The organism is Rhodococcus sp. IEGM 1330 (assembly GCF_033142445.1).
Taxonomy (GTDB): domain Bacteria; phylum Actinomycetota; class Actinomycetes; order Mycobacteriales; family Mycobacteriaceae; genus Rhodococcoides.
Map to the genome: position 1 here is coordinate 111,917 of NZ_JAWLSB010000013.1, position 14,433 is coordinate 126,349.

14 protein-coding genes, 1 tRNA gene and 1 pseudogene are annotated in these 14,433 nt (G+C 65.2%); 12 read left to right on the forward strand and 4 right to left on the reverse strand.

Features of this window, described 5'->3' with window-relative positions; all coding sequences use genetic code 11:
- Positions 1-41: 41 nt before the first annotated feature.
- From R4P57_RS24390 to R4P57_RS24440, 11 genes and pseudogenes are all read left to right on the forward strand, one after another.
- Complete coding sequence (locus tag R4P57_RS24390; protein WP_411742432.1) at positions 42-647, forward strand: TetR/AcrR family transcriptional regulator; 606 nt, start codon at positions 42-44, stop codon at positions 645-647.
- Positions 644-2,173: an NAD(P)/FAD-dependent oxidoreductase gene (locus tag R4P57_RS24395; RefSeq protein WP_317805450.1), complete on the forward strand. Its 1,530-nt coding sequence runs from the start codon at positions 644-646 to the stop codon at positions 2,171-2,173. Before R4P57_RS24390 ends, R4P57_RS24395 begins: the two co-directional genes overlap by 4 nt.
- A complete protein-coding gene (locus tag R4P57_RS24400; RefSeq protein WP_317805451.1) occupies positions 2,170-3,861 on the forward strand; it encodes a GMC family oxidoreductase in 1,692 nt (563 codons plus the stop codon). The genes R4P57_RS24395 and R4P57_RS24400 overlap by 4 nt, the downstream gene beginning before the upstream one ends.
- Entirely contained in the window at positions 3,861-4,496 is a 636-nt protein-coding gene (locus R4P57_RS24405) for an acetoacetate decarboxylase family protein (RefSeq protein WP_317805452.1), read from the forward strand. Before R4P57_RS24400 ends, R4P57_RS24405 begins: the two co-directional genes overlap by 1 nt.
- Positions 4,497-4,547: 51 nt before the next feature.
- A pseudogene (locus tag R4P57_RS24410) lies at positions 4,548-4,981 on the forward strand (Fur family transcriptional regulator).
- A 91-nt stretch (positions 4,982-5,072) separates the two neighbouring features.
- Complete coding sequence (locus R4P57_RS24415; RefSeq protein ID WP_411742433.1) at positions 5,073-6,605, forward strand: catalase; 1,533 nt, start codon at positions 5,073-5,075, stop codon at positions 6,603-6,605.
- A 144-nt stretch (positions 6,606-6,749) separates the two neighbouring features.
- Positions 6,750-7,223: a DNA starvation/stationary phase protection protein gene (locus tag R4P57_RS24420; protein WP_317805453.1), complete on the forward strand. Its 474-nt coding sequence runs from the start codon at positions 6,750-6,752 to the stop codon at positions 7,221-7,223.
- A 95-nt stretch (positions 7,224-7,318) separates the two neighbouring features.
- Positions 7,319-8,008, forward strand: a complete 690-nt coding sequence (locus R4P57_RS24425; protein WP_317805454.1) for an HAD family hydrolase — start codon at positions 7,319-7,321, stop codon at positions 8,006-8,008.
- A complete protein-coding gene (locus R4P57_RS24430) occupies positions 8,005-9,804 on the forward strand; it encodes a glycoside hydrolase family 15 protein (protein ID WP_317805455.1) in 1,800 nt (599 codons plus the stop codon). Before R4P57_RS24425 ends, R4P57_RS24430 begins: the two co-directional genes overlap by 4 nt.
- Before the next feature lie 29 nt (positions 9,805-9,833).
- On the forward strand, positions 9,834-10,634 hold the full coding sequence (locus R4P57_RS24435) for an SDR family oxidoreductase (RefSeq protein WP_317805456.1): 801 nt from the start codon (positions 9,834-9,836) through the stop codon (positions 10,632-10,634).
- A 9-nt stretch (positions 10,635-10,643) separates the two neighbouring features.
- Positions 10,644-11,615, forward strand: coding sequence for an LLM class F420-dependent oxidoreductase (locus R4P57_RS24440; protein ID WP_317805457.1), 972 nt, complete (start codon positions 10,644-10,646; stop codon positions 11,613-11,615).
- A gap of 11 nt (positions 11,616-11,626) precedes the next feature.
- Here the strand turns inward: R4P57_RS24440 and R4P57_RS24445 are convergent, their stop codons facing one another.
- From R4P57_RS24445 to R4P57_RS24460, 4 genes are all read right to left on the reverse strand, one after another.
- Complete coding sequence (locus tag R4P57_RS24445) at positions 11,627-12,091, reverse strand: DUF4429 domain-containing protein (RefSeq protein WP_317805458.1); 465 nt, start codon at positions 12,089-12,091, stop codon at positions 11,627-11,629.
- 32 nt (positions 12,092-12,123) lie between these two features.
- Positions 12,124-12,549, reverse strand: coding sequence for an SRPBCC family protein (locus tag R4P57_RS24450; protein ID WP_317805459.1), 426 nt, complete (start codon positions 12,547-12,549; stop codon positions 12,124-12,126).
- A gap of 117 nt (positions 12,550-12,666) precedes the next feature.
- A tRNA-Pro gene (locus R4P57_RS24455) sits at positions 12,667-12,740 on the reverse strand.
- A gap of 17 nt (positions 12,741-12,757) precedes the next feature.
- Positions 12,758-13,696 carry a metallophosphoesterase gene (locus R4P57_RS24460; RefSeq protein ID WP_317805462.1) on the reverse strand — a complete coding sequence of 313 codons (939 nt, stop codon included), beginning with the start codon at positions 13,694-13,696 and terminating at the stop codon, positions 12,758-12,760.
- Positions 13,697-13,881: 185 nt separating this feature from the next.
- Between R4P57_RS24460 and R4P57_RS24465 the strand changes: the two genes are divergently transcribed.
- Positions 13,882-14,346: a GatB/YqeY domain-containing protein gene (locus R4P57_RS24465; protein ID WP_032395267.1), complete on the forward strand. Its 465-nt coding sequence runs from the start codon at positions 13,882-13,884 to the stop codon at positions 14,344-14,346.
- Positions 14,347-14,433 lie beyond the last annotated feature (87 nt).

A 14,433-nucleotide genomic window follows, 5' to 3' on the forward strand; every position in this document is an offset into this window, starting at 1 on the left:
ACTTAAAGTCAGGCTGGACTGTTTGTTGATTTAGCGCTACTGTGCAAAGTGTGACTACCGACACAGGGCTCGACGACACGGCCCCCACCGAGCGCCGGACGCAGGCCGAACGCACCGCGGGCACTCGGGCGAAGCTGCTCGATGCCGCGATCGATTGCCTGGTCGAGCTGGGCTTCGCCAAGACCAGCACCCAGGAGATCGCGCGGCGTGCCGGTGTCTCGCGGGGAGCGCAGCTGCACCATTTTCCGACCAAGGAATCCTTGCTGATCGCGGCCGTCGAGCACCTCGTCGATCGTCGTCTCTCGGAGATCCTCGAAGCAGAACCGGACCCAGAGCGAGGGCCCGAGATCCTCGCCGACGCGTTCTCCGGCCCCCTCTTCCACGCCGCGCTCGAGCTCTGGGTGGCGGCCCGTACCGACCCGGCGCTGCACGAGGCGATGATCCCACTGGAGCGGCGCGTCGCCGAGGCCATTCAGGGCGGTGCCCAGATCGTCATGGGTAGCCGGATGTCCCCCGAATCCATCGAGCTCAGTGTCGAACTCGCCCGCGGTCTCGCCGTCTCGGCGCTGTTCCGTACTTCCGAAGCCGACGCGCAACTGCGCGGGCGGCTCCTGCCGATCTGGTCCGAAAAGGTGATGGATTCGTGAACGCAACGCTGCCCGCACGCAACGCAACACTGCCCGAACAGCTCGACGTGCTGGTGGTCGGAGCCGGTTTCGCAGGCCTGGCCGCGGTGGCGAAGATCCTCGCCGCCGACCCGAGTGCCGACGTGACCGTCATCGAACGTGCGGCCGACGTGGGTGGCACGTGGCGAGACAACACCTACCCGGGGTGTGCGTGCGACGTGCCGACCTCGCTGTACTCGTTCTCGTTCGCCCCGAGTCCCAAGTGGAGTCACACCTTCGCGCGTCAGCCGGAGCTGTTCGACTACCTGCGTTCGGTGGTGGATCGTCTCGGCCTGAAGGATCGCATCGTCACGAACTGTGAACTTCGGTCCGCCACCTGGGACGAGGTGAACAAGCGGTGGTCGGTGCAGACGTCGCAGGGGTCGGCGAGCGCCCGGGTGTTGGTCGCTGCCACCGGGGCGCTGTCCACTCCGAAGATCCCGGACGTCCCCGGCATCGATACGTTCGCCGGCACCGTGTTCCACTCCGCCACCTGGAATCACGAGCACGACCTCACCGGCGAGCGCGTCGCCGTCATCGGCACCGGGGCCTCGGCGGTGCAGTTCGTGCCCGAGATCGCCGACCGCGCCGAACGGCTCACTGTCTTCCAGCGCACCCCCGCGTGGGTCATTCCCCGCCTCGACCGCACCATCGGCCGGCTCGAGCGCACGCTGTACGAGCGAATCCCGTTGGCGCACCGCGCAGTTCGTGGTGTCATCTACGGCTACCGCGAGGCCTACGTGACCGTGTTGGCGGACAACCCGTGGATGCTGCCCGCGGTGAAGGTGTTCGCGAAGTCGAATCTGAAGCGTCAGGTCAAGAACCCCGTGAAGCGTGCGGCGCTGACTCCCGACTACGCACCCGGCTGCAAAAGGCTTCTGCTGTCCAACGATTGGCTGCCGACGCTCGACCGGTCGGATGTCGATCTCGTGACGTCGGGGCTGACGTCGGTGACCGAGAACGGCGTCGTCGACGCCTCGGGCCGCAACCACGAGGTGGATACGATCATCTTCGCGACGGGGTTCACCCCCACCGAACCGCCGGTGTCGCATCTGCTGCGCGGCAACGACGGTCGGACGCTCGCGGAGCACTGGGGCGGCAGCCCGCAGGCGCATCTCGGGACCACCGTCGCCGGCTTCCCGAACCTGTTCCTGATGTACGGCCCCAACACCAACCTCGGGCACAGTTCCATCGTCTACATGCTCGAGTCGCAGGCCAACTACGTGGTATCCGCGCTGAACGAAATGAAGGATCGCAGGATCGTGGCCGTCGAGGTCAACGAATCCGCTCAGCGGCAGCACAATTCGTGGGTCGATTCCGCGCTCGACGGCACCGTCTGGAATGCCGGTGGTTGCTCGAGCTGGTACCTCGACGCCAACGGCCGCAACTCCACGATGTGGCCCACCTACACATTCCGGTTCCGCAACAAGACGCGCCAGTTCGACGCATCGAACTATCGGCTCGTCTCCGACACTCTCGACTCAGACAACGAGGTGGTATCCGCATGAGCGACTACGACGTATTGATCATCGGCTCCGGTTTCGGCGGCAGTGTCGCCGCATTGCGGGCAGTCGAGAAGGGCTACCGGGTGGCGGTTCTCGAGTCCGGTCGCCGTTTCGAGGACGACGAGCTGCCGAAGACCAGCTGGCGTTTGCGCAAGTACCTGTGGGCTCCGGCGCTGGGTTGCTATGGGGTGCAACGTATCCACTTGCTGCCCGATGTGTTGGTGATGGCGGGTGCGGGCGTCGGTGGAGGTTCGCTGAACTATGCGAACACGCTGTACCAACCCCCGGCCAAGTTCTTCGAGGACCCGCAGTGGGGTTCGATCACCGATTGGCAGCGCGAGCTGAATCCGTACTACGACCAGGCTCGCCGGATGCTCGGCGTCGAGACCAACCCGACCATCACCGCCTCGGACAAGGTGATGAAAGAGGTGGCCGAGGACATGGGCGTGGGGGACACGTTCGCCTCGACCCCGGTGGGCGTCTACTTCGGAGATCGCGGCCGCACTGCGCCCGACCCGTTCTTCGGCGGTGCCGGGCCCGAGCGTACCGGCTGCACCGAATGCGGAGCGTGCATGACCGGCTGCCGCGTCGGCGCGAAGAACACACTCGTCAAGAACTACCTCTATCTCGCCGAACACGCTGGTGCGCAGGTTCTTCCGATGACGACCGTCGTGGACGTTCGGCCGAACGGCGGGGGCTACGACGTGGTGACGCGTCGGACCGGCGGGAAGCTGCGTCGCACAGAGAAGACGATCACCGCCGATCAGGTGATCTTCTCGGCCGGTACCTACGGCACCCAGAAGCTGATGCTCGCGGCCAAGGAGAAGGGCTCGCTACCGCGGCTGTCGGAGCGGATCGGTTCGCTCGTGCGCACCAACTCCGAGGCCGTGCTCGCGGCGACCGCCCGCGGCCGTGAGGTCGACTACCACGAGGGTGTAGCGATCACGTCGTCGTTTCATCCGGACGATCACACGCACATCGAGCCGGTGCGATACGGCAAGGGCAGCAACGCCATCGGCCTGTTGCAGACCGTGCTCAGCGACGGCGGCGGCAAGATGCCACGCATCCTCAAGACCCTGGGCGTCGCGCTGCGTCATCCCGGCGCTGCGGTGCGAAGCCTGTCGGTGCATCGGTGGTCGGAGCGAACCGTCATCGCGTTGGTGATGCAGACCGACGACAACTCGCTCGAGCTCGGATCGAAGAAGGGACCGTTCGGGCGTCGCCTCACCAGCAGGCCTGGTGCGGGTGATCCACCGCCGCAGTGGATTCCGCAGGGGCATGAGGCGATTCGTCTGCTCGCGGACAAGATCGGCGGCGACCCGGGTGGCTCGATCGCCGAGATCGTCAACATTCCGATGACCGCGCACTTTCTCGGTGGCTGCGCGATCGGTGACTCGCCGCAGACCGGCGTGATCGACGGGTATCAGCGGGTCTACGGCTACGAGGGACTGCACGTGCTCGACGGTTCTGCCGTCAGCGCCAACCTCGGCGTCAATCCGTCCCTGACGATCACGGCCCAGGCCGAGCGAGCAATGGCGTTGTGGCCCAACAAGGGTGAGCCCGATCGGCGACCCACGGTGGGCTCGGGGTATCAGGAGATCACACCCACTCAGCCCGTGCACCCGGTGGTGCCGGTGTCGGCGCCGGGCGCCCTGCGGCTCCCCCTGACCGTCGTGGGGAGGGATTCCTGATGTGGAGTGTCACCGAATCCGAGACCGAACGCACCGACTGGCCGGTCAGTCCGGCAGCGCCGTGGCCGGCGAATGTCCGCGCCACGATCTGGTGGCATCGAGCGCGGTCGTCGGATTTCGCCCCGACCGGTGCCAAGACGCTGCCGATCACGATGTGCATGGTCGTCGACTACACCACCTCGCCGGTCGGCCCGTACCGCGAGATCCTGGCGAGTCCGGCTCTGGTCCGGGATGTCGGACGCGTTCCGCGGATGGCGGTGCCGTTCATCGCCGTCGATTCCGCGACGTCGGTGCACGGCGGCCGGACCAACTGGCACCTGCCCAAGGTGCTGGCCGAATTCGAGGGCGACGTGCTGGGCGAGGCCGGGGCGAGCGGCGACGAATGGTCGGTGCGGACGACGTCTCGCGCCGTGGGACCGCAGTTCCCGATGCTCGGCTCGATCGGGTTCGCGCAGCCGGTGTCCGGCGGTTCGGCTATCGCCACCGCGAGTCTGAGGGGCAGAGCCAGGGTGGCCCGCGTGGAGGTGGACGCGAAGGGCCCGACGTTGAGTCGCTGGATGCCGTCGGGCACGTATTTCGGGTTGCAGATCGTGTCGGGGTCGATGCGGACGGGTGAAGCGCGGCTGGTCGGATAGCCCGGAGCTGCTTATCTTGACTTAGTCCAGATTAGAGGCATACTGGAATACATGCAGCTCACCGAACGCGTCGACCCTCCAGCGCAGTTGCGCTCGGTCGGTCTCCGCGTCACCGGACCCCGAATTGCAGTCCTGAATGCGGTCACAGCCCGACCGCACTCGGACGCCGACGACATCGCTGCCGCCGTTCGTGAGACAGGCGGCTCGGTGTCGACTCAGGCCGTCTACGACGTGCTCAGGGCCTGCGTCGACGCAGGTCTGCTACGGCGCATCGAACTGCCGGTTCGGCCGCGCTTTTCGAGTGCCGGACGGCGGACAACCATCACCACCTCGTGTGCCGAGAGTGCCACGGGGTGGCCGATGTCGACTGCGTCGTCGGAGTAGCGCCGTGCCTCGTACCCCAAGACACTCACGGATTTGTCGTCGACGAAGCCGAAATCGTCTTCTGGGGTTTGTGCGGCGACTGCACGAGGCATTCCGTCTGACACTGCGGTCCAGCGTACGGCCGCTCGGTTTCACAGATCTTTCGAAGAGCAGCCCTCTTCGAACTCGATTCAGCCCTTCAGGAGGCTTCGTATGACCAAGCCGATCACCAACAAACCGACCACCAGCAATTCGGGAATCCCCGTCCCCAGCGACGATCAGTCGCTGACCGCCGGAACGCAGGGACCGATTCTTCTGCACGACCATTACCTCATCGAGAAGATGGCGCAGTTCAACCGTGAGCGGGTCCCGGAGCGCGTCGTGCACGCCAAGGGCGCAGGCGCGTTCGGTGAACTCGAAATCACCGGAGACATCAGCAAGTACACCAAGGCCAAGGCGTTGCAGCCCGGTGCCAAGACCGAGATGCTGGCGCGCTTCTCCACCGTGGCCGGCGAGCAGGGCAGCCCCGACACCTGGCGCGATCCGCGCGGCTTCTCGCTGAAGTTCTACACCGAGGAAGGCAACTGGGACCTGGTCGGCAACAACACCCCGGTCTTTTTCGTCAAGGATCCGATCAAGTTCCAGGACTTCATCCGCAGCCAGAAGCGCATGCCCGATTCCGGTCTGCGCGACAACAACATGCAGTGGGACTTCTGGACCCTCTCGCCCGAGTCGGCACACCAGGTGACCTGGCTCATGGGTGACCGCGGTATCCCCAAGTCGTTCCGCCACATGGACGGATTCGGTTCGCACACTTACCAGCTCATTGCCGAGGACGGCACGAAGACCTGGGTCAAGTTCCACTTCAAGACCGATCAGGGTATCGACTACCTGACGCAGGACAAGGCGGACGAGGTTGCAGGTACCTCACCCGACCACCACCGTCAGGACCTGTTCGGCTCCATCAAGAACGGCGACTTTCCCAGCTGGACGTTGAAGGTCCAGCTCATGCCGTACGACGAGGCCGAGAACTACAAGTACAACCCGTTCGACCTCACCAAGGTCTGGTCGCAGAAGGACTACCCGTTGATCGAGGTCGGCAAGATGACCTTGAACCGCAACCCGGAGAACTTCTTCGCTCAGATCGAGCAGAGCTCGTTCGAGCCGTCCAATACCGTGCCCGGCATCGGCTTCAGCCCGGACAAGATGCTGCTGGGACGCGTCTTCTCCTACGCCGACGCGCACCGATACCGCATCGGAGCGAACTACGCGCAGCTGCCGGTCAATGCCCCGAAGTCCGAGGTCAACTCGTACTCCAAGGACGGCAACATGCGGTACTCGTTCAACTCCCCGGAAACGCCGGTGTACGCACCGAACTCGTTCGGCGGCCCGTCGGCGGACACGAACAAGTACGGCGACGACGGCGCGTGGGACTTCGAGCCTCGTTTCGTGCGGACCGGGTACATCGAGCACCCGGAGGACGGCGACTTCGTGCAAGCGGGAGCCCTGGTCCGCGAGGTCATGGACGACGCGCAGCGCGAGCGTCTCGTCGGAAATATTGTCGGACACGTGCTCAACGGCGTCAGCGAGCCCGTCCTGAGTCGGGTGTTCGAGTACTGGACCAACGTCGATGCCGAGCTCGGCAAGAAGGTCGAGGAAGGCGTTCGGTCGCAGCAGGACGAGACCGCACCGACCACGGGTGCCGGCGCGATCGACGATCCTGCCGACGAGGCCGCGAAGGTCTGACCCGATCGATCCTGGGATCGGCGTCACAGCGAAGATGGCGTCGATCCGGAACAACGCGTGGCCACATGCCGTTGTGTAGTACAGACGGAAGAACAATAATGGTGTGCGATGCATACCGTCGTCCAACGGCAGGGAGGCCACATCATGACGAACCCCATCACCAGCACCCTCGACGCAGGTCAGCAGAAGATCGCAGGCGACGCGCTCCAGGGAACCGTGGTCGATCTCATCGACCTCTCGCTCATCGCCAAGCAGGCGCACTGGAACGTGATCGGCAAGAACTTCCGGTCGGTGCACCTCGAGCTCGACGAGTTGGTCACGGCCGCACGTGAATTCACCGATCAGGCCGCCGAGCGCGCCACCGCTATCGGAGTCAGCCCCGACGGCCGCGCAGCCACCGTCTCCTCGACGGCAGGCACCAAGGGCTTCGGTGCCGGATGGACTCAGGACAGCGAGGTCGTCCCGGCCGTCGTCGACAACCTCGCCGCGGTCGTCGAGCGTCTTCGCGGACGCATCGCCGACACCGGCGAAGCAGATCCGGTGACCCAGGACCTGCTCATCGCCATCACGGCGCGACTCGAGCAGCTGCACTGGATGTGGCAGGCCCAGGCCAGCTGACGTTTTCCACCCGACAGGCCCCTCGCACACAGCGGGGGGCCTGTTGTTTTGTGTGTGGACTGTTTGCGTGTATCGACCATGGGTATTCGGCGGTCATGCCTGTTTCCAACCCGCCGGTCGACGCAGTTCTGCTCGACATCGACGGCACCCTCGTCGATTCCAATTACGCGCACGTCGACGCGTGGTCGCGGGCCTTCCGTGACGCCGGCCGCGCAGTGCCTTCCTGGCGCATTCACCGCTGCATCGGGATGGACGGGTCCACGTTGCTCGAGACGCTCGTCGGATCGTCGGACAGTGCGCTGGCCGGCGAGGCGAAGAAGCTGCACGGCGAGTACTACGCGGCAGCCTCGGGAGATCTCGAAGTGCTCCCCGGTGCCCGTGAACTGTTGGCGGACTTGAACTCTCGTGGAGTCACCGTAGTGCTGGCCACCTCGGCCCCGGAGAGCGAACTGACGACGTTGCGCGACCTGCTCGACGTCGAGGATTCTGTTGCCGTCGTGACGTCCGGCGAGGATGCCGAGGTCGCCAAGCCCGAGCCCGACATCATCGCGGTTGCACTCGAACGTGCCGGCGTCGAAGCGGAGCGCGCGGTGATGGTCGGCGACAGTGTCTGGGACATCGAGTCGGCCAGTCGCGCGGGCGTACGCGCCATCGGTGTACTGAGTGGAGGCATCTCGCGCGGAGAATTGGTCGACGCGGGCGCGGCAGCGGTGTTCGACGACCCGGCGGATCTGCTGGAACACGTCCAGGGCAGCCCTGTCTTCGCTGGAAAGGTACGTGCTTGAACGAGTTCCGAAAGCCGTGCCCCAGGGTCGACGGCCACGTCCCCATCGAAAGTTACGGAGCCATCGGCGACGGCCGAACTGTGGCGATGATCGCCGACGACGGCCGGATCGACTGGTTTCCGGTGCCGAACCTCGACTCGCCGCCGCCCTTCGCAGCGTTGCTGGACGCCGGGAACGGCGGATACATCGAACTGACGCCGGTGGAAGAGTTCACCGTCCAGCGTGAATTCGTCCCTGGGACAAACGTTCTGAGTACTACGTTCCGCACCGACACCGGTACCGTTCGGATCACCGACTCGTTGAACACCGGGGTCGCCGGGCGTCTTCCGTGGGTGGAGTTGGCCCGCCGCGTCGAGGGCCTCGACGGCACCGTCGGGCTGGCATGGTCCGTGGCACCGGGCACCATGCTCGGCATCGCGTCGCCGTGGGCGTACGACACCGAGCACGGCACCGTTCTGCGTGTCGACGGATTGACCTTGGCGGTGCGGACGTTGGGCATCGAGAACGTGCGCGTGGCGGACCGTGACATCGGTGGGGTCGTCTCCACCCAACCGGGCTCGCGGCATGTGCTGGGCGTCGTGGGGACGGAGAACGAGCCGCTGCCGTTGCCCGATCCGCAGCATCTCGACGAGGGGATCGACCGGACCATCGACAATTGGCGCGTGTGGTCCGACGAGTTCTCGTACGAGGGTCCGTGGGCGGAACATGTAGCTCGCAGCGCGCTGGCATTGAAGTTGTTGCTGCACAGTCCGTCCGGTGCCATTGCTGCCGCCGCGACGACCTCGCTGCCCGAGAACCGGACCGGTGGCAAGAACTGGGACTACCGCTACGCGTGGGTTCGCGACGCCGCCTACACCATCCGTGCGCTGCAACGGTTCGGTCTTCGTGAGGAGATCCACGCTGCGGTGGCGTGGTTGCTGAAAGTAATCCGTGCCAACGATCCGTTGGTCAACGTGTTCTACACCCTCGGCGGTGAATTGCCCGGTGGCACCGAACAACCCGACGTTCCCGGCTGGCGAGGCATCGGGCCGGTGGTCAACGGCAACGCTGCGGCGGACCAGCTGCAGTTGATGATCTTCGGCGACCTGTTCTCGATCATCCGGCAGTACGTCGACGCAGGAAACATCCTCGATGCGCAGACCGGTCGGCTGCTCGCCACCATCGCCGACGAGGCCTGCGATTCGTGGCAGCGCAAGGACGCCGGGATCTGGGAGCTCGAGGACGAGCAGCACTACACCAGCTCCAAACTCGGTTGCTGGCAGGCATTGGACTGCGCGGTGCACTTGGCGGAGGCCGGGGAGATCCCGGGTATACCCGATCGCTGGAAAGCCGAGAAGGAACGGATCCGGCACTACATCGAGACCGAGTGTTGGTCGGACGAGCGTCAGGCCTACCTCGCGTACCCGGGTGCAGACGGGCTCGATGCGTCGGTGCTGCTGGCGGCCGAGATGGATTTCGATCGCGGAGAACGTCTTTCGTCCACCATCGATGCTCTCGTCGAAGAACTCGGTGCCGGACCGCTGATGTATCGCTACAGCGGCGTGTCCGAGGAAGAAGCGACCTTCGTGGCCTGCGCGTTCTGGCGGGTGTCGGCGCTGTCCTGTGTGGGCCGAGACGACGAAGCCACGGCCCTGATGGACCAGTTGGTGGAGCTGTCCAACGACGTCGGGTTGTACAGCGAAATGATCGATGCTTCGGATGGATCGTTTCTGGGTAACTTCCCGCAGGGCTTGAGCCACCTGGCCCTGGTGAATGCGGCGCTGACCATTGCGCGCTCGCACGACGCTACAGCCTGACATCAACCTCTAGCGCAAAGTGGGATCGTATGGATCTGGGAATCGACGGTAGAACCGCGCTGGTGACCGGGGCAGACTCCGGCATCGGCTGGCACACCGCGAAAATGCTGTTGGCCGAGGGCGTTCGGGTCGTCATCAGTGACAAGGATCAGAGTTCCCTCGACGCCGCCGCGGCCGAACTCGGGGCACCGGAAGGGCAACTGTTCGCCTTCGCTGCGGACGTCACCGATACCGAGGCCGTCGAGAACCTGGCCGCACGCACGCAGCAGGCAGTGGGGGACATCGACATTCTCGTCCAGTCCTCGGGCGTGACGGGTGCCCAGGGGCTGTTCCACGAGATCGACGAGGAAGGGTGGCGTTCCACTCTGGACATCGACCTGATGGGACCGGTTCGGCTGCTGCGGGCGTTTCTGCCCGCACTCCGCCGCGGCGGCTGGGGACGCATCGTGTTGCTGACGTCGGAGGACGCCGTGCAGCCCTACGACGACGAATTGCCCTACTGCGCAGCCAAAGCCGGTGTGCTGGCGCTCGCCAAGGGTCTGTCGCGCAGCTATGCGTCGGAGGGATTGCTGGTCAACGCGGTCTCGCCCGCGTTCATTCACACCCCGATGACCGACGCGATGATGGACAAGCGCGCCGAAGAAATGGGAACCGACCGTGACGGGGCGATCGAGAGCTTCCTCGACGAGGAGCGTCCGTACATGGAGCTCGGACGTCGGGGTGAGCCCGAGGAAGTGGCCTCGGTGATCACGTTCCTGTGTTCGGATCGCGCGTCCTTCGTCAACGGATCCAACTATCGAGTCGACGCCGGCTCCGTCGCAACTATCTAGGAGACACATATGACCAATTTCGGATACACCTTGATGACCGAGCAGAGCGGCCCGAAAGAGTTGGTGCAGTACGCAGTCGGTGCCGAGAGAGTCGGCTTCGACTTCGAGGTCGCCAGCGATCACTACTCGCCGTGGCTGTCGTCAATGGGCCACTCGCCGTATGCCTGGACAACACTGGGCGCGGTGGCTCAGGCCACCGAACGCGTCGAGCTGATGACGTACGTGACGTGCCCGATCATCCGGTATCACCCGGCCGTCGTCGCGCAGAAGGCCGCCACGATGCAGATCCTGGCCGACGGCCGCTTCACCCTCGGCCTCGGCAGCGGCGAGAACCTCAACGAGCACGTGGTCGGCGAGGGCTGGCCGTCCATCGACAAGCGGCAGGACATGTTCGTCGAGGCGCTCGAGATCATCAGGGCATTGCACGCCGGTGGCTTGGTCACCTACGACGGCAAGCACTTTCGCGTCGACTCCGCCCGTATCTGGGACCTGCCCGAGGGCGGCGTGCCCATCGGCATCGCCGCCGGCGGTGAGAAGGCCGTGGCGCGGTTCGCCGAGTACGGCGATCACCTCATCGCCACCGAGCCGGATGCCGATCTCGTCAAGGCGTGGTCGGACAATCATGAGGGCCCGGCGCGATCCATCGGCCAGATCCCCATTTCGTGGGACCCGGACAAGGACGCGGCCATCGATCGTGCGCACGATCGATTCCGCTGGTTCGCCGGTGGCTGGGCCGTCAACGCCGATCTGCCGACGACGGCCGGTTTCGCCGGAGCCACCAAATTCGTGCGGAAAGAGGACGTGGCCGACACCATCCCGTGTGGACCGGACCTGGACGCCATCGTCGAGGCCGTGAAGCCGTACTGGGAGGCCGGGTACACCGACATCGCACTCGTGCAGGTGGGTGACGAGACTCAGGAACGCTTCTTGGCCGAGGCCGCAGGCCCGCTGCTGGAGAAACTGCGCGCTGCGTCCAGCTGACGTCGGCTGGGTCAGAAGCTACGGAACATCCCGTCGACGATGCTCTTTCCCAGCCCCTTTGCCACCTTCCCCGCCACTGACGGTCCGTCCGGTTCTGGGGCAGGCGTCGGCGGCGACGAGGACACCGGTTCAGCGGTCGGTGCCTGTCCGACCGGCACCGGAAGGGGCTCTGCAGCAGCGACGGCGGCCTTTACGAGAGCCACGAACGGGCCGGGATCTTCCCCGCACGTCAGTCCGTGCGGATCCGTGTGCACCTTGCGGGGCCAGGGTTGCTCGCTGTGGAGACGTACCCGAAACCACCCGGTGAACCGTCTCCACTCGTACTCGACGCCCTCGACGTCGCCGAGCGGAACGACGACGGGCGAGAGCCTCTTCTGCTCGGACGTCGCGGTCCACCCCCGGTGAACGAAAGTCAGCGTGCTGGCATCGACATCCAGTGTTGCCGTGCACGATGCGCCCTCGAAGCTCTCGGTCATGGGCTCATTGTGATACCTGCGCGCAGAATCGGCTACGGGGCGAGAGTCGACAGGTTCTTGGAGATTCTCGACGTCAGTGCCTTGCCGACGATAGGAGCGAGGCCGGGGACCGGTGAATCGAACCCGATCGTGTAGTCGAGTTCGGTGCCACCACCGGTGGTGGGAGTCAACCGCTGCACGCCCCAGTGCCCGCGGAGCGGGCTGCCCTTGGTGATGCGGTACTCGATCAGCGAGTTCGGCTCGGCGACGACAGTGGTCTCCTCGAACGCGGGAAGCGGCCCGAGCTTGATGCTGCGCACGGAGCCGACTCCGTTGCGGGAGGTGTCGCCGTCTCGAAGTCGGGTGACCTTCGCACTGAACAGCTGGGCCAGGTTCTCGTGCTCGGACAGTGCAGCGAACACGACCTCGGGCGGAGAAACGAACCGGTGGGTGACGTGGACGCGGGTTGGTGTCGGCATGGGTCGTGAGATCCGTTCGATCGGGGTCGGCAGAGTCGACTCACAGTAGCGTCGATCAGGCAAAGAAAAGGGACCCACTCGACTGGATCGAGTGGGTCCCTTTTCGTGGTCCAACTGTCGGGGTGGCGGGATTCGAACCCACGACCTCTTCGTCCCGAACGAAGCGCGCTACCAAGCTGCGCCACACCCCGTGTGCCGCTGGAGAAGTCTAACTCACGACTGCCTCGGAACGCGAAACGCCCTCGTCGGAGACGTTTTTCGGACCCATTCTGGGGGCCGGAGTGAGCGTGATCAGCGTGGCCTCGGGCCGGCAGCAGAACCGAGCGGGCGCGTACGGCGAGGTTCCGACGCCCGCGGAGACGTGCAGCTGGGTGTGCGCGCCCCACTTGGACGGGCCTTTGACCCGCGAGCGGTCGATCTCGCAGTTCGTCACCAGGGCACCGTAGAACGGCAGGCACAGCTGCCCGCCGTGCGTGTGACCGGCGAGGACGAGGTCGTAACCGTCCTGGGCGAACTTGTCCAGCACTCGTGGCTCCGGCGAATGAGTGATGCCCAGGCGCAGGTCGGCCAAAGGATTCGGCTGCCCGGCGATGGTGTCGTATCGATCGCGCTTCAGGTGCGGGTCGTCGACTCCGGCCGCCGCGATGCGTACCCCGGCGACCTCGAGTTCGCGACGTACATGAGTGACGTCGAGCCAGCCGCGCTCGGAGAACGCCGCCCGCAGATCGCGCCACGGCAGCGCGTCACCTGTAGTGCGCTTGTGGTTCTTGTCGAAATACTTGAACGGGTTCTTCGGCTTGGGAGCGAAGTAGTCGTTGCTGCCGAACACGAACAGGCCGGGCCGAGCGAGCATCGGACCCAGTGCCTGCACGACGCTGGGGACAGCGCGCTGATGGGAGAGGTTGTCTCCGGTGTTGACGACCAGATCAGGCTCGAGCCGGTCCAGTTCACGGAGCCAGTTCTGCTTCATCCGCTGGCCGGGCATCATGTGTAGGTCGCTGATGTGGAGCACGCGCAGGGTCGCCGAACCCGGCTCCAGCACCGCCATGGATGTCTCGCGCAGCGTGAAGGCGTTGCGCTCGATGAGCGTGGCGTATCCGAGGCCCAACGCGGCCGCGCCTGCCGTTCCGATCACGGAACTTCTCAGCGGTGCTGCTCTGACGGCATCTCGCGCTTGCTCGGCGACCGAGCGCAGTTGCGTGGAGGCACCGCGCAGTTGCGTCGTGGTACGGAGAAACGAGGGACTGAATTGTGCGGACACCCCATCCACGATACGGCAGCAATGGGATATGGACGTGCGAGCCGACAACTGCTCCGCGTAGCGTTTCCGCCATGTCCGAACTCAAGGCCCGCCTCCGAACCGACCTCACCGCAGCGATGAAGGCGAAGGACAAACTCCGCCTGGCAACGCTCCGCATGATTCTCGCCGCCATCCAGACCGAGGAGGTCTCCGGCAAGGAGGCCCACGATCTGACCGACGACGACGTTCTCAAAGTGCTTGCCAAAGAAGCGAAGAAGCGCGGCGAGTCGGCCGAGATCTACACGCAGAACGGCCGCGGCGAACTCGCTGCGAACGAGCGCGCCGAGGCGCAGATCATCGACGAATACCTACCGACGCCCTTGACCGACGAGGAACTGGCGAACATCGTCGACACCGCCATCGCGCAGGTCGCCGAAGACCTCGGGGAGCGACCGGCGATGAAGCAGATGGGTCAGGTCATGAAGATCGCATCGGGACTGGCCGCAGGCAAGGCCGACGGATCTCGACTGTCGAAGGCTGTCAAAGACCGCCTGTAGTGCGCTCCGCGCAGTGGATGCTCCTATGAGTGTCAAGTGCTCTTTTCGAGGGGTTTTGCAGGCTTGAGGAGCCGGTAGATTTCGCGG

What these genes read in the sequence shown, in the direction of transcription:
- R4P57_RS24400 (WP_317805451.1), top strand. Translation starts at nt 2,170, where the DNA reads ATGAGCGACTACGACGTATTGATCATCGGCTCCGGTTTCGGCGGCAGT.
- R4P57_RS24405 (WP_317805452.1), top strand. Translation starts at nt 3,861, where the DNA reads ATGTGGAGTGTCACCGAATCCGAGACCGAACGCACCGACTGGCCGGTC.
- R4P57_RS24415 (WP_411742433.1), top strand. Translation starts at nt 5,073, where the DNA reads ATGACCAAGCCGATCACCAACAAACCGACCACCAGCAATTCGGGAATC.
- R4P57_RS24420 (WP_317805453.1), top strand. Translation starts at nt 6,750, where the DNA reads ATGACGAACCCCATCACCAGCACCCTCGACGCAGGTCAGCAGAAGATC.
- R4P57_RS24425 (WP_317805454.1), top strand. Translation starts at nt 7,319, where the DNA reads ATGCCTGTTTCCAACCCGCCGGTCGACGCAGTTCTGCTCGACATCGAC.
- R4P57_RS24435 (WP_317805456.1), top strand. Translation starts at nt 9,834, where the DNA reads ATGGATCTGGGAATCGACGGTAGAACCGCGCTGGTGACCGGGGCAGAC.
- R4P57_RS24440 (WP_317805457.1), top strand. Translation starts at nt 10,644, where the DNA reads ATGACCAATTTCGGATACACCTTGATGACCGAGCAGAGCGGCCCGAAA.
- R4P57_RS24445 (WP_317805458.1), bottom strand. Translation starts at nt 12,091, where the DNA reads ATGACCGAGAGCTTCGAGGGCGCATCGTGCACGGCAACACTGGATGTC.
- R4P57_RS24450 (WP_317805459.1), bottom strand. Translation starts at nt 12,549, where the DNA reads ATGCCGACACCAACCCGCGTCCACGTCACCCACCGGTTCGTTTCTCCG.
- R4P57_RS24465 (WP_032395267.1), top strand. Translation starts at nt 13,882, where the DNA reads ATGTCCGAACTCAAGGCCCGCCTCCGAACCGACCTCACCGCAGCGATG.